Genomic DNA, 26,296 nt, shown 5'->3' with positions numbered 1-26,296 from the left:
GAAAGGCGTCAGGCCACGCGGCCCAAGCGGTGGTAGAGGTTCGAGAACTTCACCGATTCCGGCTTGTCCTTCACCGCCTGCAGATGGGCCCCGACGGCCTCGCGGAGCAGGCGGAAATCCTCGGTGGAGAAGACGGCGCGGCTGCGCTGCGGTTCGTTCGACATGGCAATACTCTCCTTTACGCGGCTTCACTGGTGAACTGGGCGGCTTCGGTGCTCTCGGCGAGCGCGGTGGTGGAGCTGGCGCCCCCCGCCACGGTCTGGGCAATGGCGTCGAAATAGCCGGTGCCGACCTCGCGCTGGTGGCGCGTCGCGGTGTACCCATCGGCCTCCGCCGCGAACTCGGCCTGCTGCAGCTCCGAATAGGCCGCCATGCCGCGATCCCGATAGCCGCGCGCCAACTCGTACATGCCGTAGTTGAGGCTGTGGAAGCCGGCGAGGGTGACGAACTGGAACTTGTACCCCATCGCGCCGATCTCGCGCTGGAAGCGGGCGATATCGTCCTTGTCCAGATTCTTCTCCCAGTTGAAGCTGGGCGAGCAGTTGTACGCCAGCATCTTGTTCGGATGTGCCTTCTTGATCGCCTCGGCGAAGCGGCGGGCGTCGTCGAGATTGGGCTTCGACGTCTCCCACCACAGCAGATCGGCATGCGGCGCGAAGGCCAGCCCGCGCTGGATGCAGTGATCGACGCCGGTCCCCTCCTTGAGGCGGAAGAACCCCTCAGGGGTCCGCTCGCCGGTGAGGAATTGATGGTCCCGCTCGTCGACATCCGAGGTGATCAGCCGCGCCGATTCCGCATCGGTGCGGGCGCAGATCACCGTGGGGACGCCGCACACGTCCGCCGCCAGCCGCGCCGCATCGAGGTTGCGGATATGCGCCTGGGTGGGGATCAGCACCTTGCCGCCGAGATGCCCGCACTTCTTCTCGCTGGCCAGCTGGTCCTCGTAATGCACGCCCGCCGCACCCGCCGCGATGTACGCCTTCATGATCTCGAAGCAGTTGAGAGGCCCGCCGAATCCGGCCTCCGCGTCCGCCACGATCGGGGCGAACCAGTCGCGCGTCGCGCCGCCTTCCATATGCTCGATCTGGTCGGCGCGCTGGAGCGTCGCGTTGATCCGCTTCGCCAGCTCCGGCCCGGCATTGGCCGGGTAGAGCGACTGATCGGGGTACATCTGCCCGGCGGTATTGGCATCCGCCGCGACCTGCCAGCCCGATAGATAGATCGCCTTGAGCCCGGCGCGTACCATCTGCATCGCCTGGTTGCCCGACAGCGCGCCCAGCGCATGGACATAGTCCTCGGTGCGCAGCAGCTCCCACAGCTTGAGCGCGCCGCGGCGGGCCAGCGTATGCTCCACCGGCAGCGAGCCGCGCAGCCTGGCGACGTCGGCGGCGGTGTAGGGGCGCTGGATGCCTTCGAACCGCCCGGCGGGGGCGGGGACCAGATCCTCGAAACCAAGCGACTGGGACATTGTGAATTCCTTGACTGACTGCCTGAACCTTGTGTGAGTAAGTTGGCAAAGTTTGTGCAGGTGGGGAATCAACTTTGGCTTCGTACAGGGTGGAGGTGTGTGGTAGGTTGCGGGGCTCCATTGTATTCATGTAAAGTATTTACAGATAGTCTGCGGCGCTTCGATGGAACGTATCAGGAACGCCTAGTGTAGGACAGTGGACAAATTCCTCCCCGGAACGGGGAGGGGGACCGCGCCGCGCCAGCGGCGTGGTGGAGGGGCCGCCGCGTTAGCGGCGGTGCGGGTGAAGGATGGGTCGGGACCACCGCGCCTGCGGCGCGGCCCCTCCACCATGCTTCGCATGGTCCCCCTCCCCGTTCCGGGGAGGAATTTAGAAGGAGCACGACGACCCATGGCCGAACGCAAACTCTTCGCCGGGCACGCCATCCGTCGCCTCCGTTTCGAGATCGGCGTCACCCAGGCGGCGATGGCGGAGGCGCTGGAGATTTCGGCCAGCTATCTCAACCTGGTCGAGCGCAACCAGCGGCCGGTCTCCGCCGCGCTGATGCTCAAGCTGGCCGAGACCTATGACTTCGATCCGCGCCGCCTCACCGCGGCCGAGCCCGGCGGTGGGGCCGAGGCGCTGCGGCGGCGGCTGGCCGATCCGCTGTTCGCCGACATCCCGGTCGATCGCCACCAGCTCGGCGAATGGCTGGCCGCCGCCCCCGACGGCGCCGAGGCCTTTGCCCGCGCCTATGACCGGATGGGCGGCAGCGCCGCGCCCGCCGCGAACGCCGCCGATCCCGGCCAACAGGTCCGCCGCGCGATCGAGCGCTGGCGCAACCATTTCGCCGATCTCGACGCCGCCGCCGAGGCGCTGGCGGACGAACTGCGCATGGCCGGCGAGCCGTATGGCGCGATGGCCGATCGGCTGCGGGTGAAGCACCAGCTTGCCGTGCGCATCCTGCCCGCCGAGGTGATGGTCGATACCCTCAAGCGGCTCGACCTGCATGCGCGGCAATTGCAGCTTTCCGAGGCGCTCGATCCCAGCGCGCGTGCCTTTGCGCTGGCCGAGCAGCTGGCGGTGGAGGCGCGCGACGAGATCGAGGCGCTGGTGCGCGGCGCCGAGCTCGACCGGGTCGCCGCGCGGCTGTTCCGCCGCCACCTCACCGCCTATTTCGCCGCCGCGGTGATGATGCCCTATGCCCGCTTCCTGCGCGCGTGCGAGGCCAGCGGCTATGACCTGGAGCTGCTCCAGCGGCGCTTCGGCGCGAGCCTCTCCCAGGTCGCGCACCGGCTGACGACGCTGCAGCGGGTCGGCGCGCGGGGCCTCGCCTTCTTCCTGATGCGGTTCGATCGCGCGGGGCAGGTATCGAAACGCTATGCCGGCGCCAGCGGATCGGCGCTGGTCGAGGCGGCGGTGCCGTGCCCCTTGTGGAACGCCTATGACGGTTTCGCGCGGACCGACGAGACGGCGGTGCAACTCGTCGAGCTGGAGGACGGCGCCCGCGCCTTCACCATCGCGCGCTGCGTGCATCCGCATGGCGGCGTGGCGGGCGGGGTGCGCCCGCGCTTCGTGATTGCGCTGGGCCTGCCGGCGGCGGAGGCGGGGACGCTGGCGGCGGCACGCGGGGTGGACCTGGCGGGGCGGGCGGCGCCGATCGGGCTGGGGTGCCGGGCGTGTACGCGGCCTGCGTGTCCGCAGCGCTCGGCGGCGCCTGCGGGGCGGGCTGCGGCGGGTAGCGAGCGGGAGCGCGGGGTTACGGCGTTTGGGTTTGCGGGGGATTGAGGCCCCGCTGAACGGGGGGGGGGGCGGGAGGTTTGTCCTTATGAGCGACATCGTGCATAAGCTCGTTCCCGTCGGAACCGGAAAGATCGGGAAAGCTCAATTATATCAGTTTTATACTATTGGTATGGAAGATAGCTGCGGGTGAATCTTTCCGGCGCCCTTAATGGTCCTTTTTATATCTTCCATCAATCCGAATCGGGAGTGCGTGATGAGCAAGGCAGCGGAAGTTGCTTATCTTGACAATATTGGTGACGCCGGACGAGCGCATTCGCTGTTTAAGCCGTTTTCCGATCCGCTCTGCGGAGTAAATCTGCTGTCGATGGGCGTGTTGATGAGTCTTTTGCCGCCCCCGCCGGGCAGGCTGCTTGACCTTGGATGCGGCGGCGGATGGACCAGTACCTTCTTCGCGCAGCGCGGCTATCACGTGCTTGGCCAAGACATTGCGCCGTCGATGATCGATCTGGCGCACGAAAATCGGCTTCGAAACAATCTGACGCTGGATCGTCTCGACTTCATCTGTGGTGACTATGAGGATTCGCTGGAGGAAGGGCAGTTCGATTGCGCGGTCTTTTTCGATTCTCTGCACCACGCGGATGACGAAGCATCCGCAATACGTTCCGTATACCGGGCGTTGAAGCCGGGCGGCATATTGCTGACGCACGAGCCGGGCGAGGGGCATTCGACCAATCCCCACTCGGTTGCTGCGATGCAGCAATATGGCGTGAACGAGAAGGACATGCCGCCGAGCCTGATCGTCCGGCATGCGTTGCAGGCCGGTTTCTCGAGCTTCCGCGTTTTTCCGATGCCGCAGGACATTCTCGACATTTTCTACGGAAATAAAGGCCGGGGACCGGGCAACTGGTTCTTGCAGCGATTGCGGCGCTTCGGCCTGCTGCGGCGCATCGAACGGATGGTGTACGACGCAGACATGTCCTCAAGCTCGATCGTGCTGCTCACCAAATAGGAGACCCACATCCGGCGGGGTGCGCCCGCGCTTCGTGATCGCGCTGGGCCTGCCGGCGGCGGAGGCGGGGACGCTGGCGGCAGCACGCGGGGTGGACCTGGCGGAGCGGGCGGCGCCGATCGGGCTGGGGTGCCGGGCGTGTACGCGGGTCGCCTGCCCGCAGCGCTCGGCGGCGCCCGCGGGGCGGGCAGCGGCGGGGAGCGAGCGGGAGCGCGGGGTTACGGCGTTTGGGTTTGCGGGGGATTGAGGGGAGGGTGGGCAGTGGCAACTAAGCTAAGTTACTCTTGAAGAACACTTAGGCCGCCTCTTATTATAGCTCGTGTAGCGAAATGGGGGGGGTGAAATTGAACCTACAGGATTTTGTAGCTCAACTGCAAAAGGAGCGGCGACGGCTCTATCACTTCACTGACAAAGAAAATTTGCCTTCGATACGCCGGGTTGGCCTTGTTCCCACTGCGCACCTCGCGTTCTTGGGAATCGTGGCTGTTACAGGCGGTGATGATGGTAGCCTCGCTGTCGACCGAGCGCGGGGCTTCGATCAAAGCGTTCGACTGAGCTTCTGTGAGCACCATCCAATGTCACATGTGGCGCAAGAGCGCGGTGGCATCAAATCGCTTCACGTTTTAAACGTATGTCCGAGCGTGCTTTTGCTCAATGGCGTTCGCATAGCGGATCGAGTCGCGACCTCCAACGACGCCGTGATAGGCGATGCATCTGAAATGATTGAGAAAATAGACTTCGACGCAACTTACCGCTATCTCGATTGGAAAGTTGCGGAAAATCACGGTCGGCGTTTGGCTGCCGAAAAGTGGGAGATACTTATCCCCGCGGTGATACCTCCTGCGCTGCTCGGGAACGTTGATGGCTAAGCGTCCTATCTTTGTTCCCCTACTGGATGGCCGCAGGTACGTCCTCGAGCGGTACGTAGATTTTGAGTGGCATGCCGGATTTGCTAAGACTCAGAAACAAAAAAGTATTCGTTCTTTGCATGAGGTTGCGCTCCGTGAGTATTCAGTTCGCAATCCGCTAGAGGTTTCTTCGAAATCTGAAGATCCCTTGGGCGTGGCTCTTTCCAGCTTTAATCTAAAATTCACAACGCAGAAGGGGCGTGTGCTTACAGTTGAGGCGGCGTTTCAAGGAAGCAAGGTCTTCAACAACGGCGGTCCATACAGAGACATATTCGAGAAATCTCCTATGGACGCCAAGCGTGATGAGCGCCTGCGCTCTAGCGGACCTCTAAAATGCTTTTCGTTTTATGGAGACGAGTGGGGACTGGAGCCTAAAACGGCGTTTTATGATTGGCTCTATATAAATGCGCTCCTCAAAAATCCAGCGCTCGTCGAGGAAGTTACGGATAGAGATGGCTTCACGGATATTGAATTCAATCCCGAGAAGTCCATTAACTGTCAGGCCAGATCTGTAGCACTTTTCTGTGCTTTGTGGCACAATGATAAGCTTGAATATGCCTTGGGTAGTAAAGATAACTTCATATCGCTGTATAGCGGTCGAGTTTCTGATCCGCGTGCCCCCGGGGAAGTTAGATATTTAATATGAGTTTGTTTAAGTATGCATAAATGACGGTCTCGGTGTCATTCATGCATACCTAATTATAGATTAGAGGCGTCTAAAAAAGTCCGACTGCTTAGCCTCACCCCTCCACCCCCAACTGCCAAAGCACGAACGCCATCTCGTCGGCGTACTCGCGCAAACTCTCCCACCGCCCGGACTTGCCGCCATGGCCGGCGCCCATATTGGTCTTGAGCAGCAGGATATTGTCGTCGGTCTTGGTCGCGCGCAGGCGGGCGGCCCATTTGGCGGGCTCCCAATAGGTCACGCGCGGGTCGTTGAGGCCGCCCGAGATCAGCATCGGCGGATAGGCCTGCGCCCGCACATTGTCGTACGGGCTGTAGCTGCGGATCAGCTCGAACGCCGCCTTGTCCTCGATCGGGTTGCCCCATTCGGGCCACTCGCCGGGGGTGAGCGGCAGGCTCTCGTCGAGCATGGTGTTGAGCACGTCGACGAACGGCACGTCGGCGATCACCGCGCCCCACAGCTCGGGGTCCGAATTGACCACCGCGCCCATCAGCTCGCCGCCCGCCGATCGGCCGGCGATGGCGATCTTGCCCGGCGCGGTATAGCCGAGCGCGATCAGCCCCTTCGCCACGTCGACGAAATCGTTGAAGGTGTTGGTGCGCTTCTCCAGCTTGCCCTCGTGATACCAGTGCTGGCCGAGATCGTCGCCGCCGCGGATATGGGCGATGGCGAAGGCCATGCCGCGATCGAGGAACGACATGCGGCTGGTCGAGAAGCCCGGCGGGATGGCGTGGCCATAGGCGCCGTACGCATAGAGATAGAGCTTGCCGGTGCCGTCGCGCGGGAAGTCCTTGGGGTAGACGATCGAGACGGGGACGGCGGTGCCGTCGCGCGCGGTGATGGTCAGGCGCTCGGTGCGGTATTTGCTGCCGTCATAGCCGCTGGGGATCTCCTGGACCTTCAGCGTCTCCAGCGCGCCGGTGGCGACGTCGTAGTCCTGGACGGTGCCGGGGGTGACCATCGATTCATAGCCGAGCCGCAGCTTGGTGACGGCATATTCCGGGTTGTCGCCCAGGCCCGCGACATAGCTCGCCTCGGGGAAGGCCAAGCGGGTGGGGGGCACGCTCGCGTCGTAGCGGTGCAGCTCGATCTGATCGAGCCCGTCCTCGCGGCCCTCGACGATGAAGAAATCGGCGAAGCAGGTGACGCCGGTCATGTAGAAATGGCGCGAGGGGGCGATGCGCTCGGTCCATTCGCCGGGCGCGGTGATCGGCGCGGTGACGAGGCGCCAGTTGGTGTCGGTGTCGTTGGTGTGGATGAACAGCGTGCCGTCATGCTCGTCCACGTCATATTCGCGGCCCGGCTGGCGCGGGGCGACGCAGATCGGCGTAGCGGCGGGGTTGTCGGCGGGGAGCAGCCAGACTTCGCTGGTGACATGGTCGCCGGTGGCGATGGTCAGCCATTTGCGCGACGAGGTCTCGCCGACGGCGACGCGGTAGCCTTCGTCCTTCTCGCGGAACAGCTCGATATCGCTCTCGACCGGCTCGCCGAGCTTGTGCCAGCGGGCATTGTCGGTGCGCCAGTTCTCGTTGGCGAGGCCGTAGAGGAAGCCCTTCGAATCCGCGGTCCACACGATGTCGGAGAGCATGCCCGAGATGGTGTCGGGAAGGAGCTCGCCGGTGGTGAGGTCCTTGACGCGGACTTCGAACCGCTCCGAGCCGTTGTCGTCATAGGCATAGGCGAGCAGCCGGCCGTCGGGGCTGACCGCGATTTCGCCGAGGCGGAAATATTCCTTGCCGGCGGCGAGCGGGGTCTCGTCGAGGATCAGCACGTCCTCGCCGCCCGCGACGGGCTTGCGCCACCAGCGGGCATATTCGGCGCCGACCTCGTGGTCGGTCCAGTAGAGCCACTCGCCGTCCTTCTGGGGGACGCTGGATTCGTCCTCCTTGATGCGGCCGCGCATCTCCTGGAACAGCGTCTCGGAGAGCGCCTTGTGCGGCGCCATGATCGCGTCGAAATAGGCGTTCTCGGCCTCGAGATAGGCGAGCACGTCCTTGTCGGTCACGTCGGGATAGCCGGGGTCGCGGAGCCAGGCCCAGGGATCTTCGATGGTGATGCCGTGGTGGGTGACGCTGTGCGGGCGGGTCGCGGCGACGGGCGGCGTGGGGTTTTCGCTCATGCCCTGTTTGTAGGAAGTCGCTGGGCCGGGGCAAGCCCTCACCCGCCTGCACGCGCGTGCGGCAGGCGGGTGGGAGATGGGTAGAAGCTTACGCCCGCGTGCCCGTGATCGGGAAGCTGCCGAACGCGCCCGCGGTGACGGTGCCGTCGAGGCTGTCGCCGTTGACGGTCGCTTCGCAGGTGAGCGTCATCGGCATCGGCACCGTGATGTCGAGCGACCAGCTGAGCGTGTCGCCATTGACCTTGCCGTCCTTGATCTCGGTCTGGCCCATCGCGCCGTTGAAGTTGCCGGTGAACGTATCGCCGTTGCTGGTGACGCTCAGCGTCGCCTGCTGGTCGCCCAGCGGCGACTTGGTCACGGTGTTCCAGTTGCCATCCACATTCGCCATTTGGATCTCTCCTGCTTACTTGGTTGCCGGCGGGGCCTTCCCCGCCAGAGAACTCGCGCTGATCACCTCGACAGGCAGGCCGAGGCTGTCAAGCTGCGGGCGGACCTTGGCGGCGTCGCCCACCACCACCCAAACGAAGCGATCGACATCGAGTGCCCCGCGTGCCGCAGCGTCAAGCTGGGGCGCGGTGAGCGCGCGATATTTTTGCGCGATGCTGTCGTAATAATCGTCCGGACGGTGGCGGATGTCGTTCTGCTGCATCGCGCCGAGCACCGCGTTGGCGGTTTCGAATCGGCCGGCCAGCTCCCGGGTGCTGCCGGTGATCTCGCGCGCGAGCTCGGCCGGGCTGACGCCGCTGGTGGTGAGGAAACCGCGCACATCGTCGCGGATCGACTTGATCGAGTCGCCGGTACGATCGGCCTGCACCGGCGCATTCACCGCATAGGGCACGGCATGTTCGAGCCAGTTGAACCCGCCGCCGGCGCCGTACGACCAGTGCCGCGCCTCGCGCAGGTCCATGTTGATCCGCGACAGGAAGCCGCCGCCCAGCACCTGGTTGGCGGTGACCGCGACGAGGAGGTCGCTCGCCGGATCGAGCGGAGTCATCTGCCCGGCGACGATCAGCGACTGGGGCGAGTTCGGCCGGTCGACCAGCACGATGCGGGGGCTCGCCTGTTGCGGCTTGGCGGTGAACGCCTTGACGCCGCCCGCGCCTTCGCCCTTCCAGTCGCCGAAACGCGCGTCGAGCGCCGCCTTCACCTGCGCCAGCGGCAGATCGCTGACCACGAACACCTTGGCCTTGTCCGGCCGGATCCAGGCGCGGTGGAAGGCGACCAGTTCGTCGCGCGACAGCTTGGCGACCACGGCCGGGTCGCCCGAGCCGTTGGCGAGCTTGGCGTAGGGGTTGGCCGGGCCGTAGAGCAGCCCCGGCAGCGCCCGGTTGGCGAGCCCGCTCGGGCTGCTCAGCTCGAACTGGATCGCGGTGAGCGTGGTGGCGCGCAGCCGCTCGACCTCCGCCGGCGCAAAGGCCGGGTGGCGGACGATGTCGGCGAACAGCTCGACGCCGCCGCCGAGATTGGCGCTCGGCACGCCGAGGCTGAGGTAGGTGCGGTCGGCCGAGCTGCCGCCGTCGATCTCGGCGCCCAGCCGCTCCTTGGCCTCGGCGATCGCGATCGAATTGCGGCTGGTCGTGCCCTCGTCCATCAGCGAGAGGGTGAGGTTCTGGGTGCCGGGCTTGCCGTCGGGATCGGCGGTGGCACCGGCATCGAAGCTCAGCACCATGCGCGTGACCGGCACCGCGGTCTGCTGCGCGTAGATCAGCTCCACGCCGTTCGCCAGCCGGGTGCGCTCGACCGTGGGGAAGCGGATGTCGCGGATCGGGCCGACATCGGGCATGGCCCCGCGATCACCCTTGGGGATCGCCTCTTCGGCAGCGGGCTTGGCGGGGGCGACCGCCGCGGCTTCCTGATAGGCCTCGCGGTCACCGGGTTCGACGATGATGGTGAAGGCGGGGCGGGTGAGCCATTTGGCGGCGGCGGCGCGGGCCTTGGCCGGCGTCATCTTCGCCACTTCCTCCAGCCGCTTGCGGAAGAAGCCGGGATCGTTCGAGTAGAGCGCGCCCTCGGCCAGCACCGATGCCTGGGCGCGGGTGGACTGCAGGCCCTTGATCGTATCGCTGACGCTGGTGGTGGCGACGCGCTGCACCTCGTCGGCGGTCGGGCCCTTGGCGATCAGGTCGGCGAGGATCGCGTCGATCCGCTTGTTGACCGTGGCCGGCTCCACCCCCGGCTTGAGCGTGACCGAGATGGCGAAGGTGCCTGCCTGCGAGAAGGTCTCGGCATAGGCGGAGGCCTGTACCGCCAGTTTCTCCTCGCGGACCAGCGCATTGGCGAGCCGCGAGCTGGCGAGGCCACCCAGGACCTGGCCGAACACGTCGAGTGCTGCGGCATCGGGATCGTTGAGACCGGGGATCGCCCAGTTGCGGGTGATGGCGATCGCGGGCACGCGGTCCTTGAGCACCACCGTCTTGGCGGCGGGCAGGGTGGGGATGGTGACCTTGGGCAGCTCGCTCTCGGGCCCGCGTGCGATCTTGCCGAAATATTTCTCTACCAGCGGCCGCGCCTCGGCGGCATCGATGTCGCCGGCGAGCGCGAGCACCGCATTGTTCGGGCCATAATGGTCGCGGAACCAGCCCTTGACGTCGGCGACGCTCGCCTTGTCGAGATCGGCCATCGATCCGATTACCGAATGGCCATAGGGGCCGTTGCCGAACAGCCCCTCGGCCAGGGTGTATTCGACGAGGCCATAGGGCTGGTTGTCGCCCTGGCGCTTCTCGTTCTGGACGACGCCGCGCTGCTCGTCGAGCACGCTTTGGGTGATGGCGGGGGTAAGCCAGCCCATCCGGTCGCTTTCGAGGAACAGCGCGCGTTCGAGCGCGGGCTTGGGCACCGTCTCGAAATAATTGGTGCGATCGTAATAGGTGGTGCCGTTGAGATCGGTCGCGCCCACCTGCTTCAAGGGCTCGAAGAAATCGCCCGGCGCATTCTGCGAGCCGTTGAACATCAGATGCTCAAACAGATGGGCAAACCCGGTCTTGCCGGCGGGCTCATGCTTGGAGCCGACATCGTACCAGACCGAAACTGCGACGACGGGCGCCTTGCGATCGGTATGGACGATCACGCGCAGGCCGTTGGCGAGGGTGAACTCCTCATAGGGGAGCTTCACCTGATCGACCAGCGTGGAAAGCGGGGCGGGCGCGGGGGCGGCGGGGGCCTGCTGGGCGACGGCGGGCAGGGCAGGCGCTGCGAGCGCGATCAGGGCAGTGGTGCAGAGCAGGCGCATGGACGGCATCGAAGCGGAATTCCCCACAGAATGTGACGGGCGGCACCATAGCCGCGCGGGCGGGGGCGGCAAGCATCGGCAGGCTGCATGCTTGGATCGGGTGAATCTTCGTTCACCCGGTCCGCTACGGTCATGCCGTCCGCCGGTTCGCGGATCCGGCGGTCTAGCGGCCGGAAGCGGGCCCGCGCGCGCCATGCAGCGCCAGCTGGTCCAGTCGCAGCGCGATTCTTTTACGGATCTGGTCGGTCGTCATCGACGCGGTCGGTTCGGACGACGACCGATCCGGCTTCTCCCCGCGTGCCCGGCAGCGCGCGCGATAGGCTTCCTCCACGGCTTCCAGCTCCGTGAGAGCTTTCGCGCGTTCCGGATTGTCGTTGCGCAGCGTCTCGCCGGCAATGCGATCGGACCAGCTCCGCCGACGTGACTCCTTGGGCGAGATGCGGGTGGGGGTGGTCTTCGCCGTTCCCACCGAATTCGACAGCCCCGCTGCCCGGTGACGCCGGTACATCCGGACGGCGTAGCCACCGGTAAGAACGGCAACGGCGATACAGGTATTGATATACCAGGTCGAGTTGGCCTGCGGCGCATAGCTGACGAGCACGAACATCGCCGCACTCAACAGCGTCATGAAGACGAAATAGACGAGGAACTCCACGGCTTCGCGCCAATATGCGCGCTTCGCGGCGACAATCATGTGCGGCTCCCCCATATCCCCGCCGTCCCCGCAACATACCGGACTTGACGGATTTATCGTTACACGTCTGGTTAGACATCCGGCATCGTTAAGAAAGTGTGCAGGCACGCGCCGTGCGACGCGTCTAGGCAGACCGGATTGGTCCGGGACGTTTTGGCCCTTACGCCATCTTCCACCGCGCGGGCTTTGGCGCTAGCACCCGGCGATGGATACCCAGAAGCTCGCCATCCCCCGTTCGCTGTTCGTCTACGCCATCCTCTATGGCGGCATGGTCTGCATGGCGGGCGTGCTGGGGGTGAAGCAGGTTGCGCTCGGGCCGCTGGCGGTGGAAGCGGGGATCTTCGCCTTCCTGCTGCTCGTCGTGCTGTCGAGTGCGGTGGCCGAGCTGCACGGCCAGGCGATCGCCACCGGGCTGGTGCGGCTGGGCTTCGTGCCGCTGCTGATGTCCGCCGCGCTGATCCAGCTGGTGCTGATCCTGCCGACCGATCCCGGCATGTACCCGCCCGCGGTCGCCGCCTTCCCGATCGTCGTCGGGCAGGGGATGCGGATGATGCTCGCCGGGTTCATCTCCTACGGCACCTCGCAGACGCTCAACGTGTTCATCTTCAACAAGCTGCGCGGGCAGGCGGGCCCGGGCGGGCTCGTCTGGTTCCGTGGCATGGTCGCGAGCGTCGTCTCGCAGATCGTCGATACCGTGCTGTTCATCAGCATCTCCTTCCTCGGCGAGCGGCCGATCCTGGCGCTGATGGGCGGGCAGATGCTCACCAAGGTGGTGCTGTCGATCGTGCTCGTGCCGTTCCTGATCACCGGCGCCGTCGCCCTCGGTCGCGCTCTCGATGGACGTAAGGCCTGAGCGGCTCTAAAGGGCCGCGCATGACCGACCACGCACCCCATCCGGCGCTGCTCGCCAAGGCCGAGACCCTCACCGAGGCGCTGCCCTATCTGCAGCGCTATGCCGGCGCCACCTTCGTCGTGAAATATGGCGGCCACGCCATGGGCGATCCCGAGCTGGCGCGTGATTTCGCCGAAGACGTGGTGTTACTGAAGGCGGTGGGGATCAACCCGATCGTCGTCCATGGCGGCGGCCCGCAGATCGGCCGGATGCTCAAGCGGCTCGGCGTCGAATCGACCTTTGTCGGCGGCCTGCGCGTCACCGACAAGGCAACCGCCGAGATCGCCGAGATGGTCCTCGCCGGCTCGATCAACAAGGAGATCGTCGCCTGGATCGCGGCGGCCGGCGGCAAGGCCGTGGGCATCTCGGGCAAGGATGCGGGGCTGGTCCGCGCCGAGAAGGTGCAGCGCAGCGAGGCCGATCCGCTGCAGGGCATCGAGCGGCATGTCGACCTGGGGTTCGTCGGCGAGCCGGTGGCGGTGGACATCTCCATCCTCCAGTCGCTCGCGGCCTCGGGCTTCATCCCCGTGGTGTCGCCGATCGCGCTGGGAGCGGACGGGCACACCTACAACATCAACGCCGACACGATGGCGGGTGCGATCGCCGGCGCATGCGGCGCCAAGCGCTTCTTCCTGCTCACCGACGTGCCGGGCGTGCTCAGCAAGACCGGCGACCTGCTGACCGATCTCGATGCCGCGCGGGTGCAGGCGCTGAAGGACGACGGCACGATTTCCGGCGGCATGATCCCCAAGGTGGAGACCTGCGTGAACGCGGTCGCCGCGGGCGTCGACGCGGCGGTGATCCTCGACGGACGCATCCCCCACGGCATGTTGCTGGAAATCTTTACCCGCCAGGGCGTAGGCACGCTCGTCCACGCCTGATTGTTCGGCGCGCGTTTCATCCTATATCGCACCTGAAACGGTGTCGCGGAGAGTGAATTGACCCAGATTGGCCTGATGCTGCTGCAGATTTTGCAGGTGCTGCTCAACATCGTCTGGTGGATCATCGTCATTCAGGCGATCCTGTCGTGGCTGATCCAGTTCAACGTCATCAACACGCACAGCGACTTTGTCCGCGCGGTGTGGAACGCGCTGTACCGGATCACCGAGCCGCTTTACCGCCCGTTCCGCCGCATCCTGCCGGACTTCGGTGCGCTGGATCTCTCGCCCTTGGTCGTGCTGCTGATCCTCTACATCCTGCAGAACATCGTGATCCCGCGGATCGCGATCATGATCGCCGGCGCCGCGTTCTGAGCCGTGCCGGCCTGGCGGCCTAGCGCCACGGGACTGGAGATTGCCGTGCGCGTGACGCCCCGGGCGTCGCGCGACGTGCTGGCGGCCGGGACGCAAGAGCATTTCGCCGCGCGCCTTGCCGCCCCGCCGGTGGAGGGCGCCGCCAATGCCGCGCTGGTGCCGCTCGTCGCCAAGACCTTCGGCGTGCCCAAGCGCGACGTGACGCTGATCGCGGGCGAAACCTCGCGGCTCAAGCGACTTTCGATCGCCGGAGACGGTGCGGCGCTGGAACAAATCGCCCGCAGCCTCTATGGCGAGGGGCATGACGGCTGAGATCATCGACGGCAAGGCATTTGCCGCGGGCCTGCGCGCCCGCATCGCGACCCTGGTTCCTGCATTCGAAGCGGCGGCGGGGCGTGTGCCCGGCCTGGCGGTGGTGCTGGTGGGCGAAGACCCCGCCTCCGCCGTCTATGTCCGCTCCAAGGGCAAGCAGACCCGCGAGGCCGGCATGGCGAGCTTCGAGCACAAGCTGCCCGCCGACACGACGCAGGAGGCGCTGCTCGCGCTGGTCGACCAGCTCAATGCCGATGCGAGCGTGGACGGCATCCTCGTCCAGCTGCCGCTGCCCAAGCATATCGACGAGCAGGAAGTGCTGCTGCGCATCTCGCCCGAGAAGGATGTCGATGGCTTCCACCCGGTCAATGCCGGCCGCCTCGCCACGGGTCTGGAGGGTTTCGTGCCTTGCACCCCGCTCGGCTGCCTGATGCTGCTGCAGGACAAGCTGGGCAGCCTGTCCGGCCTCGACGCGGTGGTGATCGGCCGCTCGAACATCGTCGGCAAGCCGATGGCGGCGCTGCTCACCAAGGCGAGCGCGACCGTCACGATCGTCCATTCGCGCACCCGCAACCTGCCGCATTACCTTCGTCATGCGGACATCGTGGTCGCGGCGGTGGGCATCCCGCACTTCGTCAAGGGCGAGTGGCTCAAGCCCGGCGCGACGGTGATCGACGTGGGCATCAACCGCACCGACAACGGCCTGGTCGGCGATGTCGATTTCGACGGCGCGGCGAGCGTCGCGGGTGCGATCACGCCGGTGCCGGGTGGCGTCGGCCCGATGACGATCGCCTGTCTGCTGCGCAACACGTTGGTCGCCGCGCACCGCAACGCCGGGGTAACGCTCGAGGCAGACGCGATTTGATCGAGCTGTTCGTCTCGTCCTTCGTCACCTTCTTCGTCATCATCGACCCGCCCGGCTGCGCGCCGATCTTCGCGGGGCTGACGGCGGGGACCAACGCCGTGCACCGCCGCGCGATGGCGGTGCGCGCGGTGATGGTCGCCGCGATCATCCTGTTCGGCTTCGCGCTGTTCGGCGAGGCGCTGCTCCACGCGCTGGGGATCAGCCTCAACGCCTTCCGCATCGCCGGCGGCATCATGCTGTTCCTGATCGCCCTGGAGATGGTGTTCGAGAAGCGCACCGAACGCCGCGAGGACCGCGCCGAGAAGGTGAAGGCCGAGGATCCGGTCGACATCTCGATCTTCCCGATGGCGATGCCGATGATCGCCGGGCCGGGCTCGATCGCCTCGGTGATGCTGCTGATGGCGCAGAGCAAGGGGATCGAGCAGTCGCTGGTCGTGCTCTCGGCGATGCTGGCGGTGCTGCTGCTGTGCGTGCTGGCGCTGCTCGCGGCGGGGCCGATCATGCGGATCGTCGGCGCCAAGATCGAGGCGGTGGTGTCGCGGCTGCTCGGCGTGCTGCTCGCGGCGCTGGCGGTGCAGTTCGTGATCGACGGCATCCGGGCGGCGCTGGCGGCGGGGTAGAGGCCGGCCCGGGTCCTGCGCTTCAGAAGCGTCCCGGCTTGAACGTGCCGCTGAAGGAGCAGGACTGGCCGTGATCGTCCAGGCAGCCGTCTTCGGCTGTCGTGATGCGATTGCCGCGCCGCGTGAGCGTCATGTTGCACTGATGGCCGGAAATCTGGTCGCTCGGGCCGTGATAGCGGACAACGTCGTTTGTCGGCGTCCCCTCGAAAGCGAGGCTGCCGCTGCAATCGGGACTGCCGATGATGATGTCGACATGAACGCGCCCGCCTGCGCGCGGCTGGATCCTCATCGACCCGCTGCCACCCTCGACCTTCCCCGCATACTCGCCGACGAAGGGACTGACTGCCGCTTGGGGCAACGCGACGTGCTGCGGCGCTTTCTGCGTCCCGGTTGGCCCGCTCGCCGCCGGTGCGGCAGCGCTTTCGCGCAGCAGGGGCGCACCTGACAGCAGCAGAACGCCGGCCGCGATCGGCAGGATCAGGGCCAGAGGTTTTCGCGCCGTGGCGACTCCCCTGGGCTGCGCTTCGCGTGCGTCGATGCCGTTCGGATGGTCCAATGCTGCTTCCCTCAGGCACTGACGATGCTGGCGCCCGTCATGGTTGGTGAAGCGCCCTTAGTCGCTGCACGCGCCGCTGAGGAGAGCACAGGCGCAGAAAAAGTCAGCGACTGGCGGTCGGCGACGTGCGCAGGTTGGACGGTGCCACGCTGTCTGTCGGCATGGCGGCATGCAGTCGGCCTTGGGTCAGAGAACGCGCCGCACGCCCGGGATTGCCCGCAATGCGCCGGCGATGACAAAGGCACCGAGGCAGGCGGCTGCGGACACCCCGACGAACTTGATCATGGGCGCAAACGGCATCGTCGCGGCCAATTTGCTGAGCGCGACGACGACGGGCGGATGCACGACAAACGCGCCGAACGCATTCGCTCCAAACCACCGAGCCATCGGACCAGCCCGCCGCGCGGGAGTCGCCGCCCAGGCAAACAGCACCAGGATCGCACCGGTCGCGACGAACGGCTCCCACATGGCGTAGTAGAGCGCGTTCCAGTTCCATCCGCCCTCGAACCCTCCGGCGGCGCCGCGGCTGAGGACCATGAGCGGGAGCGTCACGATCGCAAGGGCGGCGATCGCCAGCCAGGGAATGGCTGCGCGCATTTCGATCCGTTCCAGCAAGCGATGCGGCGCGGCGGCAATGCCGATGCTGAACAGCAGGATGTAGCTTGGGAAATAGCCGAGCTGCAGCCAAAGCACCTCGCGACCAACAGGAATGACAAGGCGAACCGCAAACGCCACCATGCCGATCGCGACCACCCCCAGCAAGATCGCCCAGAATTTCGGCAATGCTTTCGCTTGATGAGCGCGCGGAACCGCGCCCGTTTGTCGCAACAGCGCATAGGCATGTGCGAAGATCAGCAACGCCAGCGCAAACCAGAGGGGACCGGGGCCATAGGTCCCGCCCACCATCCGCTGCAGCCAGCGCTGCCCTACGTCATATCCATTGGCGCTTTCGGCAATCGCGACGGTAAGCGGGAACAAGAGGAAGAAGAATACGAGCAGCGGCAGCCCGAGGCGGATCCAGCGATCTGCCAGGTAGCGCCCGGCGCCTTTCCGATCGAACGAGGCCGGCGTGTAATAGCCAGCCAGCAGGAAAAACAGGCCCATGAAATAGGACTGGTTGATTGCATTGAACATGACGAGCAGCGGATTCGATGCATTGGGCTCCTGCCGCCAGAACCATCCACCGGACCCGCCATAGACGATTGCCGTGTGGTGCAGGATGACGAGCATCGTCATGAGGACCCGCACCAGGTCGATGCCGGCATTCCGCTCTGTCGGGGTGGGTTCGGTTGTCGATGCCATCGCGACGGTATGAAGCGAAACGTTGCGCTCGCCAACCGATCGCTTTATCCCTACGCTGCTGCCGGTGTCGCCCGGATCCCGCCGATCACAATCGCACCGCCTGGATCCGCGCACCGACGCTCCGGAGGATTGCGGTTTTGAGGAGCCAACGCCCCGCTGTAGCATTTGTGCAGCGCGGCATCTCCGCCGCGTCCCGCGAAGGACTGCACGACCATGCGCCTGCCTCTCCTGAAGCCCGACCAGCTCTCCGACGACCAGAAGCCGCTCTATGAGGACATGAAGCGCGGCATCTCGTCCAACTTCAACGCCTTCGTCGCGGTAGGCGAGGACGGCAGCCTGATGGGGCCGTGGAACCCGTGGCTGCACGAGCCGAAGATCGGCGGCGCGATCTGGGAGCTGACCAAGGCGATGTCGATGGAAGCGACACTGCCCGATCCGGCGCGGCAGGTCGCGATCCTCGTCACCGGCGCGCATTTCGATGCGGCGTACGAGATCTACGCGCATGTCGCGGTGGCCGAGACGGAGAAGATGGCGCCGGCGCGGATCTCGGCGATCTGCGCGGGGCTCAAGCCCGCCGATCTCGACGAACAGGAAAATGTCGCGTTCGACGTCGCCTATGCGCTGGTCAAGGGCGGGGTGCTGCCCGAGCCCTGCTACCGGCTGGCGGTGGAGACCTTCGGCCAGCACGGCGCGAACGAACTGATCTATCTGGTGGGGCTGTACAGCCTGGTGTCGGTGACGCTCAACGGGTTCAACGTGCCGGTGCCCGAGCGGGAATAGGGGAGCGTCCTCCGTCACCCCGGCACCCAGTCACCCGCAGTCACCCTCACCCTTCCGGCGCTTCGCGCCTCCCTCCCTCTTCCTTGGAAGGGAGAGGGAATTGGCCCTCTCCCTTCCAAGGAAGAGGGAGGGGACCCGCCGCCGCAGGCGGTGGGGAGGGTGAGGGTGCTGGCTCAGCCGCCCATGCTGCCGCCCATCGATCCGCCCATATAGCTGCCGCGATGACCGCCGCCGCCGCGCCGGCCGCCGCCCTCGCCACCACCGCCGCCGCGTCCGCCCCGCCCGCCCCGCTTGATCGCGCCGGGGTGGAGATCGGGCAGCTCGGCCTTGGTGATCTTGCCGTCATGGTTGGTGTCGAGCAGGTCGAAGCGGCGCTTGGCCGAGCTCATGAACTCGATCGCGCTCACGCCGCCGTTGAGGCTCGTGTCCGCCGCGGTCACCGGCTCGGGGCTACCGAGATAGTTGAAGCGCGCGAGGCCGCTCAGCACGCGGGTGGAGCCGATATCGGCCGCCTTCACCTCGCCATTGTCGCCCATCGTCGGGCCGCCGGTCTCGAAGCCGCCGCCGCGCGCCTCGGGGGCGAGCACGGTTTCGTAATGCTCGATATCGGCGGGGTCGATCTCGCCGTCGCCCTTGCGATCGAGGATCTTGAACCAGCGCATCGCATCGTCGCGGAACTCGTCGAGCGTCAGCGCGCCGTCATGATCGGCGTCGGCGCCGTCGAACCAGGCGTCCTGCGGCGCCTTGCCGTCCACCGTCCCGCGGAACGGCTCGCCCATCGGGCTGATGAACAGACCGCGCGGACGCGGGCCGCCCGGGCCCCCGGGGCCGCCCGGCGGCGGGGGACCGTCCTGCGCCTGTGCGCCGCTCGCCAGCACCAGCAACAGTCCTGCCAAACCCAGCATCCGCATCTCTGAACCCTCCACCCGAAAATCGATTCGTCCCGCTAGCTAGCGATTGTCGCAGAAATGTGCCCGCAAATTTCGGCTTGGGGGCAGGGGCGCGCTTGTGGCAGCAGGCGGCGCATGACCGGCGCCACCCCCATCACCCCCGATACCGAACATCGCGGCTTCATCGGCCTGCTGCCCCGCGGCTGGCGGCCCTATGCGCTGCTCGCCCGGCTGGACCGGCCGATCGGCTGGTGGCTGCTGTTTCTGCCCTGTGCCTGGGGTGCGGTGCTCTCGGGCCTGCCCGACGGCAGCTGGTGGCGGATCGCGGCGATGCTGCTCGGTGCGATCGCAATGCGCGGCGCGGGCTGCGTCTACAACGATATCGTCGATCGCGACCTAGATGCGCAGGTGGAGCGCACCCGCAGCCGTCCGCTGCCGAGCGGCGCCGTCTCGTTGCGCGCGGCCTGGACCTGGTTGGCGGTGCTGCTGGCGATCGGTTTGGCCGTGTGGCTGGCGATGCCGCTGCCCGCGAAGCTCTGGTCGCTGGCGACGCTGCCGGTGGTCGCCGCCTATCCGTTCATGAAGCGCATCACCTGGTGGCCGCAGGCGTTCCTCGGCATCGTCTTCGGATCGGGCGCGGTGGTGGGGTTCGTCGCGGGTGATCCCGGGGCGGCCTTCGCCAGCCGCCAGGGGGCGCAGTGGTGGCTCTATGCCGGCACGATCCTGTGGGTGATCGGCTATGACACGATCTACGCGCTGCAGGACGTGGAGGACGATGCGATCGTCGGCGTGCGTTCCTCGGCGCGGCGCATGGGCGCGCATGTCCGCGGCGGCGTCGGGCTGCTCTATGTCGGCGCAGTGGCGCTGTGGGCGATGGCACTGTGGACGGTGCGGCCCGATCCGCTGGCGCTGCTCGCGCTGGTGCCGGTGGCGGTGCATTTCGTCTGGCAGCTTGCCACGCTCAAGCCTGCGGACGGCGCCAATGCGCTGCGCCGTTTCCGCGCCAATCGCGATGCCGGGTTGCTGATGCTGGCCGCCTGCGCGGTCGTGGGTTTGTCCGGACTTTGATTTTGTGCCCCCGCGCCCCTAAGTCGCGGGGATGCTGAACAACGATCAGGCCCTGGAGCGCGCCGCCGATGCGGTGGCGCGTGCCCGCCGTGCCGGTGCGGATGCCGCCGACGCCGTCTTCTCCGCCGACCGCTCGCTTTCCGTCTCCGTCCGGATGGGCGCACTGGAGGATGTCGAGCGCTCCGAGGCCGAGGAGCTCGACCTGCGCGTGTTCGTCGGCAAGCGCTCGGCGAGCGTCTCGGCCAGCGACCTGAGCAGCGATGCGATCGCCACGCTGGTCGACCGCGTCGTCGCGATGGCGCGCGAGGCGCCCGAGGATGCGTGGGCGGGGCTCGCCCCCGAGGATCGGCTGATGCACGGCGCGCCGCCGCACCTCGACCTCGACGATGGGGCCGAGGTCGAGCCTGCCGCGCTCAAGGCGCGCGCGCTCGCCGCCGAGGAAGCTGCGCGCGGCGTGGCGGGCGTCACCAACAGCGAAGGTGCGGGCGCGGGCGCGAGCCGGGTGCAGCTCGCGCTCGTCACCAGCCACGGCTTCCACGGCGCCTATGCGCAGTCGAGCCATGGCATCTCCGCCAGCGTGCTTGCCGGCAGCGACGGCGCGATGGAGCGCGACCATGCCCACCACTCGGCGCGCCATGCCGCGATGCTCGACTCGCCCGAGGCGATCGGCCGGCTCGCCGGCGAGCGTGCGGTGGCGCGGCTGAACCCGCGGAAAATCCCCAGCGGCGCGATGCCGGTGGTGTTCGATCGCCGCGTTTCCTCGGGGCTGCTCGGCCATCTGATGGGGGCGATCTCGGGCGCGTCGATCACGCGGAAGACCAGCTTCCTGCTCGATGCGCTGGGCACGCAGATCTTCGCCCCCGGCGTGACGATCTGGGACGATCCGCACCGCCCGCGCGGGATGCGCTCGCGTGCCTTTGACGGCGAGGGGCTGCCGGTCAGCCGGATGCAGATCGTGCGCGAAGGCATGCTCGAGACCTGGCTGCTCGAAAGCGCCGCCGCCCGCCAGCTCGGGCTCGAGCCGACCGGCCATGCCACGCGCGGCGGCGGCGGGGCGCCCGGCGTGTCGCCGAGCAACCTCTATATGGAAGCGGGGCATGTGCCGGCCGAGACGCTGATCGGCGAGATCGACTATGGCCTCTATGTGTTCGAGCTGATCGGCCAGGGCGTCAACGGCGTGACCGGCGACTATAGCCGGGGTGCCGCGGGCTTCCTGATCGAGAAGGGCGAGCTCACCGTGCCGGTCTCCGAGGTGACGATCGCGAGCAACCTCAAGGACATGTTCCTGGCGCTGACGCCTGCCAACGACCTCGAGTTCCGCTATGGCATCAACGCGCCGACGGTCCGCATCGACGGGATGACGATCGCCGGTGCCTGAGCTAGCCGCCCAGGTCGCGGCGATCGCCGCCGAGGCGGGCCGGCATGCCATGGCGCGCTGGCAGAGCGATTTCGCGCGCTGGGAGAAGGCGCCGGGCAACCCGGTCTGCGCCGTCGACCTGGAGGTGGACGCGCTGCTCCGCGACCGGCTGGGGGCGCTGCTCCCCGATGCGGGGTGGCTGTCGGAAGAGACGGTGGACAATGCCGATCGGCTGGCCTTGTCGCGACTGTGGGTGGTAGATCCGATCGACGGCACGCGGGATTATCTGCGCGGGCGCCCGGGCTGGGCGGTCTCGATCGCGCTGGTGGAGAACGGCCAGCCGGTGATCGGCGTGCTCGACGCACCCGCGCGGGGCGAGGTGTGGACCGCGCGGGCGGGTGCAGGGGCATGGCGCAACGGGGTGGCGCTGCATGCCGCCGAGCGCACGGAGCTGCCCGGCGCGCGCGTACCGGCGGACCAGCTCCCCAAGGTCGACCGCGACCTGGTGTCGGTGCCCAAGCCCAATTCGATCGCGCTGCGCATCGCGATGGTCGCAGCCGGCGAGGCCGACCTCGTCGCGACGCTGCGCTGGGGGCATGAATGGGACATCGCCGCCGCGGTGCTGCTCGCGCGGGAAGCGGGGGCGGCGGTGACCGATGCGCTGGGCCAGCCGCTCGCGTTCAACACCCCTGCGGGCGAGGCATATGGCGTGCTGGCGACGACGCAGGGCATCCACGCCGCCGCCGTGGCGCGGCTGGCGGACCGGGTCGAGCCGGGGAAGCGCTAGGCGTCCCCGGCGACCAGCTTGGCGGCAAGCAGTTTCTCGTCGATCTTGGCCTGGGTGGCTTGATCTTTTCCGTGCGCTTCGTCGATCGCGCGCTGGTCTTCGCGCTCCTGTGCCGCCTTTTTCGCGTCGGCCTTTTTCGCGCTGTCTTCCTGGTCTGCGCTCAGCTGATCGGAGATGCTGTTGAGCATCTTGAGCGCGACATCGAGGTTCGTGGTGTCCGCGGTGGCCTCCGTCACGGGCAGCGTGGCGGCGGCGGGCGCGTCGCTCTTGGCGGCCGCCGCGGCTTCCTTGGCCTCGGCCGCCTTCTTGGCGGCGTTGATGCGTTGCATGAAATCCACCACGGGCGCGCCCGCGCCCGTTGCCGATTCCAGATTGGCGCCGGTCACGTCGGCGGTGGGGTTGCTCGCTACGTCGGCGCGAACGAAATAGGCGCCGCGCATCGTCGCGCCCGAGAAGTTCACGCTGGCGAGATCGGCGTTCGCGACATAGGCGCCGTCAAGGTTGGCACCGCGCAGATTCAGGCTCGCCAGACCGTTCTTCCAGGTAACGCCTTCGATCGTCGGGCCTTCGCTGTCGCCGAGAGCGTTGCCTTTCAGATTGTACCCCGAGAGATCCATGCCGGAAAGATTGGAGCCTTCCAGGCTGCCGTTGGACAGGTCGTGGTCCTTCACATCGAGATTGACCTCCCGAAGGTCGCTGTAGCGGAGCCACAGCGATCGGTAACTGCCGCCCTGAAACGTCGTGCCGTCGATTTTGGAAGCGGTCAGGCTGATTGCGGCCGAGCCCGATGCGTTGCGGAAGTCCAGATTCTCCGCCGTCGAAAACTCGACGCCAAGCGAACCACTGATATTCTGGAACTTCGAGCCGGACACATCGCTCCGTATGAAGGTGACCGTCTGGGCCTGGGCGTCGTTGAAGGTTGCGTTGCGCGACGTGCCGCCCTTGAAGGTGATGTAGGTCAGCGAAGCGCCGGTAAAGTCGGCGCCGTCCAGCGTCACGTTCAATTTGCCGACGATGTCGAAATTGTGCAAGTCGCTGCTGCGCATCGTTACCTTCGAGAAATCGGCCTTCTCGAAGTTGGCGTCGTTCATCGCGGTGTCGGTCATCGTGGCGCCGGAGAAGTTCGCGCCCTGTGCGTGCACGCCGCTGAGGTTGGCGTTGTTGAGCGTCGCGCCGGAAAGGTTCGCGCCGCTCAGGTCCGCGCCGGAGAAATCGAGGCCGCTCAGGTCCATGCCCGAAAGATTGGCGCCCTTGAGGTTGGCGTTCTTGAGGTCGAGCTTGGTCAGGTCGGTGTTGCGCAGGTCCTGGCCGGCGAGATCGGCGGGCGGGGCGGCCTGTTCGGCGATCAACGCCGCGGCGGTGGCGGCGGCGAGTTGCGGCGGGCGTGCATTGAGCGCGGGGGCGGCCGCGGCGTCGGTCTTGGCGCTATCGGGCGCCGCGTCCTGCGACGTCGTCGCGGCCGGCGGCACATAGGGCACGGTGGATACCGAATTGATCGAAGACATCGCCTGTTCCCCCTTGAAATGACAGTCGAAAAGATTCGAGCGTAAATATCCGGTGGAAAGGTGCCCAAAGGGTTAAGCTGTAGCTGTGGCGCGCCTCTGCTGATGGTTTCCCAAGTTGTGTTACAGTCGTGTTTCGAAAGTCGCGCTGGCGTTCATGTTGGCATCCGAAATGGATGGAGTGCCGGAAGCTGCTTTTGCCTTAGCCCTCTAGGTTTTGGCTTGGATGCGAAGCGGGAGGCGCCCGGCGTGCCGTAGCGAGGCGATGCCGCATCCGCCCCTGTGCCTTTGCGCGGCGAGCATGCTAAGGGCTCACCCATGTCGAAATCCCTGAGCACCAGCGGTGCCATCGATCTGGATGGCGTGACCTATGATTGGCGTCTGCAGCGCGAGCCCCATCTTTCGGACGACGAGGGCTGGAAGGGGATGACCATTGCGGTCGCCCAGCGCGATGCCAAGCGCGAGGCGTGGCTGGAGTTCCCGGCGCCCAAGCGCCTGCTCAAGGGGCTGCCGCGCGGCCGCCTCCAGCTGGACGACGCGACGATCACGCGCTGCGTTCGCTCCGCGCTGTCGGCGGGCTGGGATCCCCTGTCGCGCGGCAAGCCAGAAGTGTTCGTCGTCGATTCCGAAGGCAATTGAGCCGTCACCCGCGCGGGTGACGGCGGGCTAGCCCCGCTTCACCCGCGTGACATGCCCCATCTTGCGCCCCGGCCGGGCTTGGCCCTTGCCATAGAGGTGGAGATGGGTGCCCGGCTCCGCGAGCAGTTCGGGCCAGCGGTTCGCTTCGTCGCCGATCAGGTTTTCCATTTCCACATGGCTGCCGGTCAGCGCGGTCGAGCCCAAGGGCAGGCCGCAGATCGCGCGGACATGGTTTTCGAACTGCGAGGTCTCGGCCCCCTCGATCGTCCAGTGGCCGCTATTGTGGACGCGCGGTGCCATTTCGTTGAACACCGGGCCCTGCTCGGTCGCGAAGAACTCGCAGGTCAGCACGCCGATATGGCCCAGCGCCTCGGCGACGCGGCCGGAGAGTGCCGCCGCCTCGGTCCAGTGGCGGGCGATCTCGGCGGGGGCGGGCAGGGTGGAGCGGGCGAGGATGCCATCCTTGTGCTCGTTCCAGGGCGGCGGATAGCTGGCCAGCGTGCCGTCGAGCCCGCGCACGGTGATGATCGAGAATTCGTGGCTGAAGGTGACGAAGCCTTCGAGGATCGCCGGGCGCTCGCCGATCGCCGCCCAGGCCGCGTCGGCTTCCGAGGCATCGTGCAGGCGCACCTGGCCCTTGCCGTCATAGCCGAGCCGCAGCGTCTTCAGGATCGATGGTGCGCCGATCCTGGCGATGGCGTCGTGCAGTTCGTCGCGGGTGGTGACCAGCGCCCAGGGGGCGGTGCGGCCGCCGAGCTCGGCGACGAACGACTTCTCGTTGGCGCGGTCCTGCGCGATCTCCAGGCTCTTGGCGCCCGGGCGTACCGGCACCTTGCTGGCGAGGTGCGCGACGGGGGCGAGCGCGACATTCTCGAACTCATAGGTGATCACGTCGGCGTGGCTCGCCAGTTCGTCGAGCACGATATGGCTGTGATAATCGGCGCGGGTGAAGCTGGAGGCGGTCTGCGCGGCGATGCTTTCCTCGTCGGGGGCGAGGACATGGGTGCGATAGCCGAGATTGGCGGCCGCGACCGCGATCATCCGGCCGAGCTGCCCGCCGCCGAGGATGCCGATGGTCGAGCCGGGAGGAAGCACCTCGCTCATGCCGGTTCCTCCGCGACGCTGTCGGTCTGCGCGGTGCGCCAGGCGATCAGCTTTTCGGTGAGGGCCGCGTCCGCCGTGGCGAGGATCGCGGCGCCGAGCAAGGCGGCATTCTTGGCGCCGGCCTTGCCGATCGCCAGCGTGCCGACGGGGATGCCGCCGGGCATCTGGACGATCGAATAGAGGCTATCGAGCCCCTTCATCGTCTTGGATTCGACCGGCACGCCCAGCACCGGCAGATGCGTCATCGCCGCCGTCATGCCGGGGAGGTGCGCCGCACCGCCGGCACCGGCGATGATCACCTTGAGCCCGCGATCCGCCGCGCTGGTGGCATAGTCATAGAGCCGCTGCGGGGTACGATGCGCGGAGACGACCTTGGTCTCGTGCGGGACGCCTAGTTCTTCGAGGATGTCGGCCGCATGGCGCATCGTCTCCCAATCGGAGGTGCTGCCCATGATGATGCCGATAAGAGGTGCGTCCGCCATTGCCTGCCCGACCGTGGAATGGAAGCGGGGTGTTAGTCAGGCGGGCGCCTCA

General features: G+C 66.8%; 28 protein-coding genes. 16 read left to right on the top strand and 12 right to left on the bottom strand.

All coding sequences use genetic code 11. From position 1 onward, the window contains the following. Positions 1–8: 8 nt before the first annotated feature. A complete protein-coding gene (locus ABIC35_RS15670) occupies positions 9–164 on the bottom strand; it encodes a hypothetical protein (RefSeq protein WP_019367690.1) in 156 nt (51 codons plus the stop codon). 14 nt (positions 165–178) lie between these two features. Then, complete coding sequence (gene aceA / locus ABIC35_RS15665) at positions 179–1,468, bottom strand: isocitrate lyase (RefSeq protein WP_121073428.1); 1,290 nt, start codon at positions 1,466–1,468, stop codon at positions 179–181. Between the two features lie 391 nt (positions 1,469–1,859). On the opposite strand from aceA, the gene ABIC35_RS15660 reads away from it, so the two are divergent. The 5 genes from ABIC35_RS15660 to ABIC35_RS15640 all read left to right on the top strand — a co-directional run bounded on the left by ABIC35_RS15660 (position 1,860) and on the right by ABIC35_RS15640 (position 5,754). Then, entirely contained in the window at positions 1,860–3,236 is a 1,377-nt protein-coding gene (locus ABIC35_RS15660; protein WP_121079088.1) for a helix-turn-helix domain-containing protein, read from the top strand. A 208-nt stretch (positions 3,237–3,444) separates the two neighbouring features. After that, positions 3,445–4,200 (top strand): class I SAM-dependent methyltransferase, encoded by a 756-nt coding sequence (locus tag ABIC35_RS15655; RefSeq protein WP_121073430.1) that lies wholly within the window; start codon positions 3,445–3,447, stop codon positions 4,198–4,200. Between the two features lie 19 nt (positions 4,201–4,219). Continuing rightward, on the top strand, positions 4,220–4,447 hold the full coding sequence (locus tag ABIC35_RS15650) for a short-chain fatty acyl-CoA regulator family protein (RefSeq protein WP_354278507.1): 228 nt from the start codon (positions 4,220–4,222) through the stop codon (positions 4,445–4,447). Positions 4,448–4,544: 97 nt separating this feature from the next. Continuing rightward, positions 4,545–5,069, top strand: a complete 525-nt coding sequence (locus ABIC35_RS15645; RefSeq protein WP_183049295.1) for a DarT ssDNA thymidine ADP-ribosyltransferase family protein — start codon at positions 4,545–4,547, stop codon at positions 5,067–5,069. Next, positions 5,062–5,754 (top strand): DarT1-associated NADAR antitoxin family protein, encoded by a 693-nt coding sequence (locus tag ABIC35_RS15640; RefSeq protein ID WP_121073436.1) that lies wholly within the window; start codon positions 5,062–5,064, stop codon positions 5,752–5,754. The genes ABIC35_RS15645 and ABIC35_RS15640 overlap by 8 nt, the downstream gene beginning before the upstream one ends. Before the next feature lie 94 nt (positions 5,755–5,848). On the opposite strand, the gene ABIC35_RS15635 is transcribed toward ABIC35_RS15640, so the two are convergent. The 4 genes from ABIC35_RS15635 to ABIC35_RS15620 form a co-directional block, all read right to left on the bottom strand. Further along, positions 5,849–7,912 (bottom strand): S9 family peptidase, encoded by a 2,064-nt coding sequence (locus ABIC35_RS15635; protein ID WP_121073439.1) that lies wholly within the window; start codon positions 7,910–7,912, stop codon positions 5,849–5,851. Positions 7,913–8,000: 88 nt separating this feature from the next. After that, the gene (locus ABIC35_RS15630; protein WP_121073442.1) at positions 8,001–8,300 is read right to left on the bottom strand and encodes a hypothetical protein; all 300 of its coding nucleotides are present in this window, start codon (positions 8,298–8,300) and stop codon (positions 8,001–8,003) included. A gap of 15 nt (positions 8,301–8,315) precedes the next feature. After that, entirely contained in the window at positions 8,316–11,150 is a 2,835-nt protein-coding gene (locus ABIC35_RS15625) for a M16 family metallopeptidase (RefSeq protein WP_121073444.1), read from the bottom strand. A 154-nt stretch (positions 11,151–11,304) separates the two neighbouring features. After that, positions 11,305–11,835, bottom strand: a complete 531-nt coding sequence (locus ABIC35_RS15620) for a hypothetical protein (protein WP_121073447.1) — start codon at positions 11,833–11,835, stop codon at positions 11,305–11,307. 205 nt (positions 11,836–12,040) lie between these two features. On the opposite strand from ABIC35_RS15620, the gene ABIC35_RS15615 reads away from it, so the two are divergent. From ABIC35_RS15615 to ABIC35_RS15590, 6 genes are all read left to right on the top strand, one after another. After that, on the top strand, positions 12,041–12,688 hold the full coding sequence (locus ABIC35_RS15615) for a queuosine precursor transporter (RefSeq protein WP_121073449.1): 648 nt from the start codon (positions 12,041–12,043) through the stop codon (positions 12,686–12,688). Between the two features lie 20 nt (positions 12,689–12,708). Further along, complete coding sequence (argB, locus tag ABIC35_RS15610) at positions 12,709–13,608, top strand: acetylglutamate kinase (RefSeq protein WP_121073451.1); 900 nt, start codon at positions 12,709–12,711, stop codon at positions 13,606–13,608. A 75-nt stretch (positions 13,609–13,683) separates the two neighbouring features. After that, on the top strand, positions 13,684–13,980 hold the full coding sequence (locus tag ABIC35_RS15605) for a YggT family protein (RefSeq protein ID WP_183049468.1): 297 nt from the start codon (positions 13,684–13,686) through the stop codon (positions 13,978–13,980). Positions 13,981–13,983: 3 nt separating this feature from the next. Beyond that, positions 13,984–14,292: a DUF167 domain-containing protein gene (locus tag ABIC35_RS15600; RefSeq protein WP_121073454.1), complete on the top strand. Its 309-nt coding sequence runs from the start codon at positions 13,984–13,986 to the stop codon at positions 14,290–14,292. Continuing rightward, on the top strand, positions 14,282–15,157 hold the full coding sequence (folD, locus tag ABIC35_RS15595; RefSeq protein WP_121073457.1) for a bifunctional methylenetetrahydrofolate dehydrogenase/methenyltetrahydrofolate cyclohydrolase FolD: 876 nt from the start codon (positions 14,282–14,284) through the stop codon (positions 15,155–15,157). The genes ABIC35_RS15600 and folD overlap by 11 nt, the downstream gene beginning before the upstream one ends. After that, positions 15,154–15,777 (top strand): MarC family protein, encoded by a 624-nt coding sequence (locus ABIC35_RS15590; protein WP_121073460.1) that lies wholly within the window; start codon positions 15,154–15,156, stop codon positions 15,775–15,777. Before folD ends, ABIC35_RS15590 begins: the two co-directional genes overlap by 4 nt. Positions 15,778–15,799: 22 nt before the next feature. Here the strand turns inward: ABIC35_RS15590 and ABIC35_RS15585 are convergent, their stop codons facing one another. Further along, a complete protein-coding gene (locus tag ABIC35_RS15585) occupies positions 15,800–16,333 on the bottom strand; it encodes a hypothetical protein (RefSeq protein ID WP_121073463.1) in 534 nt (177 codons plus the stop codon). 186 nt (positions 16,334–16,519) lie between these two features. Then, positions 16,520–17,635 carry an acyltransferase family protein gene (locus ABIC35_RS15580; RefSeq protein ID WP_121073466.1) on the bottom strand — a complete coding sequence of 372 codons (1,116 nt, stop codon included), beginning with the start codon at positions 17,633–17,635 and terminating at the stop codon, positions 16,520–16,522. Between the two features lie 213 nt (positions 17,636–17,848). Between ABIC35_RS15580 and ABIC35_RS15575 the strand changes: the two genes are divergently transcribed. After that, the gene (locus tag ABIC35_RS15575) at positions 17,849–18,415 is read left to right on the top strand and encodes a carboxymuconolactone decarboxylase family protein (RefSeq protein WP_121073468.1); all 567 of its coding nucleotides are present in this window, start codon (positions 17,849–17,851) and stop codon (positions 18,413–18,415) included. Positions 18,416–18,588: 173 nt separating this feature from the next. Here the strand turns inward: ABIC35_RS15575 and ABIC35_RS15570 are convergent, their stop codons facing one another. Continuing rightward, on the bottom strand, positions 18,589–19,326 hold the full coding sequence (locus tag ABIC35_RS15570; RefSeq protein ID WP_121073471.1) for an EF-hand domain-containing protein: 738 nt from the start codon (positions 19,324–19,326) through the stop codon (positions 18,589–18,591). A gap of 114 nt (positions 19,327–19,440) precedes the next feature. Between ABIC35_RS15570 and ubiA the strand changes: the two genes are divergently transcribed. From ubiA to ABIC35_RS15555, 3 genes are read left to right on the top strand one after another with little or no spacing between them, the layout of a single operon-like run. Beyond that, positions 19,441–20,373 carry a 4-hydroxybenzoate octaprenyltransferase gene (gene ubiA / locus ABIC35_RS15565; RefSeq protein WP_121073474.1) on the top strand — a complete coding sequence of 311 codons (933 nt, stop codon included), beginning with the start codon at positions 19,441–19,443 and terminating at the stop codon, positions 20,371–20,373. Positions 20,374–20,404: 31 nt separating this feature from the next. Continuing rightward, positions 20,405–21,751 (top strand): TldD/PmbA family protein, encoded by a 1,347-nt coding sequence (locus ABIC35_RS15560; protein WP_121073478.1) that lies wholly within the window; start codon positions 20,405–20,407, stop codon positions 21,749–21,751. After that, positions 21,744–22,517: a 3'(2'),5'-bisphosphate nucleotidase CysQ gene (locus ABIC35_RS15555; protein ID WP_121073481.1), complete on the top strand. Its 774-nt coding sequence runs from the start codon at positions 21,744–21,746 to the stop codon at positions 22,515–22,517. The genes ABIC35_RS15560 and ABIC35_RS15555 overlap by 8 nt, the downstream gene beginning before the upstream one ends. Here ABIC35_RS15555 and ABIC35_RS15550 read toward each other — a convergent pair. Then, on the bottom strand, positions 22,514–24,022 hold the full coding sequence (locus tag ABIC35_RS15550) for a pentapeptide repeat-containing protein (RefSeq protein ID WP_121073484.1): 1,509 nt from the start codon (positions 24,020–24,022) through the stop codon (positions 22,514–22,516). The two genes, ABIC35_RS15555 and ABIC35_RS15550, sit on opposite strands and share 4 nt — an antisense overlap. Before the next feature lie 315 nt (positions 24,023–24,337). Between ABIC35_RS15550 and ABIC35_RS15545 the strand changes: the two genes are divergently transcribed. After that, complete coding sequence (locus ABIC35_RS15545) at positions 24,338–24,658, top strand: hypothetical protein (protein WP_064310305.1); 321 nt, start codon at positions 24,338–24,340, stop codon at positions 24,656–24,658. Positions 24,659–24,685: 27 nt separating this feature from the next. Here ABIC35_RS15545 and ABIC35_RS15540 read toward each other — a convergent pair whose 3' ends face one another. Next, positions 24,686–25,762, bottom strand: coding sequence for a 5-(carboxyamino)imidazole ribonucleotide synthase (locus ABIC35_RS15540; protein WP_121073487.1), 1,077 nt, complete (start codon positions 25,760–25,762; stop codon positions 24,686–24,688). Further along, positions 25,759–26,244, bottom strand: a complete 486-nt coding sequence (gene purE / locus ABIC35_RS15535) for a 5-(carboxyamino)imidazole ribonucleotide mutase (RefSeq protein ID WP_121073489.1) — start codon at positions 26,242–26,244, stop codon at positions 25,759–25,761. Before purE ends, ABIC35_RS15540 begins: the two co-directional genes overlap by 4 nt. Positions 26,245–26,296: the final 52 nt, after the last annotated feature.

The sequence above is a fragment of the Sphingomonas trueperi genome (assembly GCF_040545965.1).
Taxonomy (GTDB): Bacteria; Pseudomonadota; Alphaproteobacteria; order Sphingomonadales; family Sphingomonadaceae; genus Sphingomonas; species Sphingomonas trueperi_C.
The sequence above is the reverse complement of the archived record's forward strand: the minus strand, read 5'-3'. Positions and strand labels throughout refer to the sequence as shown.

Bases quoted from the DNA above. Each gene is read 5' to 3' on its own strand.
- ABIC35_RS15670 (WP_019367690.1), bottom strand. From the start codon at position 164: ATGTCGAACGAACCGCAGCGCAGCCGCGCCGTCTTCTCCACCGAGGAT.
- aceA (WP_121073428.1), bottom strand. From the start codon at position 1,468: ATGTCCCAGTCGCTTGGTTTCGAGGATCTGGTCCCCGCCCCCGCCGGG.
- ABIC35_RS15660 (WP_121079088.1), top strand. From the start codon at position 1,860: ATGGCCGAACGCAAACTCTTCGCCGGGCACGCCATCCGTCGCCTCCGT.
- ABIC35_RS15655 (WP_121073430.1), top strand. From the start codon at position 3,445: ATGAGCAAGGCAGCGGAAGTTGCTTATCTTGACAATATTGGTGACGCC.
- ABIC35_RS15640 (WP_121073436.1), top strand. From the start codon at position 5,062: ATGGCTAAGCGTCCTATCTTTGTTCCCCTACTGGATGGCCGCAGGTAC.
- ABIC35_RS15635 (WP_121073439.1), bottom strand. From the start codon at position 7,912: ATGAGCGAAAACCCCACGCCGCCCGTCGCCGCGACCCGCCCGCACAGC.
- ABIC35_RS15630 (WP_121073442.1), bottom strand. From the start codon at position 8,300: ATGGCGAATGTGGATGGCAACTGGAACACCGTGACCAAGTCGCCGCTG.
- ABIC35_RS15625 (WP_121073444.1), bottom strand. From the start codon at position 11,150: ATGCCGTCCATGCGCCTGCTCTGCACCACTGCCCTGATCGCGCTCGCA.
- ABIC35_RS15620 (WP_121073447.1), bottom strand. From the start codon at position 11,835: ATGATTGTCGCCGCGAAGCGCGCATATTGGCGCGAAGCCGTGGAGTTC.
- ABIC35_RS15615 (WP_121073449.1), top strand. From the start codon at position 12,041: ATGGATACCCAGAAGCTCGCCATCCCCCGTTCGCTGTTCGTCTACGCC.
- argB (WP_121073451.1), top strand. From the start codon at position 12,709: ATGACCGACCACGCACCCCATCCGGCGCTGCTCGCCAAGGCCGAGACC.
- ABIC35_RS15605 (WP_183049468.1), top strand. From the start codon at position 13,684: ATGCTGCTGCAGATTTTGCAGGTGCTGCTCAACATCGTCTGGTGGATC.
- folD (WP_121073457.1), top strand. From the start codon at position 14,282: ATGACGGCTGAGATCATCGACGGCAAGGCATTTGCCGCGGGCCTGCGC.
- ABIC35_RS15580 (WP_121073466.1), bottom strand. From the start codon at position 17,635: ATGGCATCGACAACCGAACCCACCCCGACAGAGCGGAATGCCGGCATC.
- ABIC35_RS15575 (WP_121073468.1), top strand. From the start codon at position 17,849: ATGCGCCTGCCTCTCCTGAAGCCCGACCAGCTCTCCGACGACCAGAAG.
- ABIC35_RS15570 (WP_121073471.1), bottom strand. From the start codon at position 19,326: ATGCGGATGCTGGGTTTGGCAGGACTGTTGCTGGTGCTGGCGAGCGGC.
- ubiA (WP_121073474.1), top strand. From the start codon at position 19,441: ATGACCGGCGCCACCCCCATCACCCCCGATACCGAACATCGCGGCTTC.
- ABIC35_RS15560 (WP_121073478.1), top strand. From the start codon at position 20,405: ATGCTGAACAACGATCAGGCCCTGGAGCGCGCCGCCGATGCGGTGGCG.
- ABIC35_RS15550 (WP_121073484.1), bottom strand. From the start codon at position 24,022: ATGTCTTCGATCAATTCGGTATCCACCGTGCCCTATGTGCCGCCGGCC.
- ABIC35_RS15545 (WP_064310305.1), top strand. From the start codon at position 24,338: ATGTCGAAATCCCTGAGCACCAGCGGTGCCATCGATCTGGATGGCGTG.
- ABIC35_RS15540 (WP_121073487.1), bottom strand. From the start codon at position 25,762: ATGAGCGAGGTGCTTCCTCCCGGCTCGACCATCGGCATCCTCGGCGGC.
- purE (WP_121073489.1), bottom strand. From the start codon at position 26,244: ATGGCGGACGCACCTCTTATCGGCATCATCATGGGCAGCACCTCCGAT.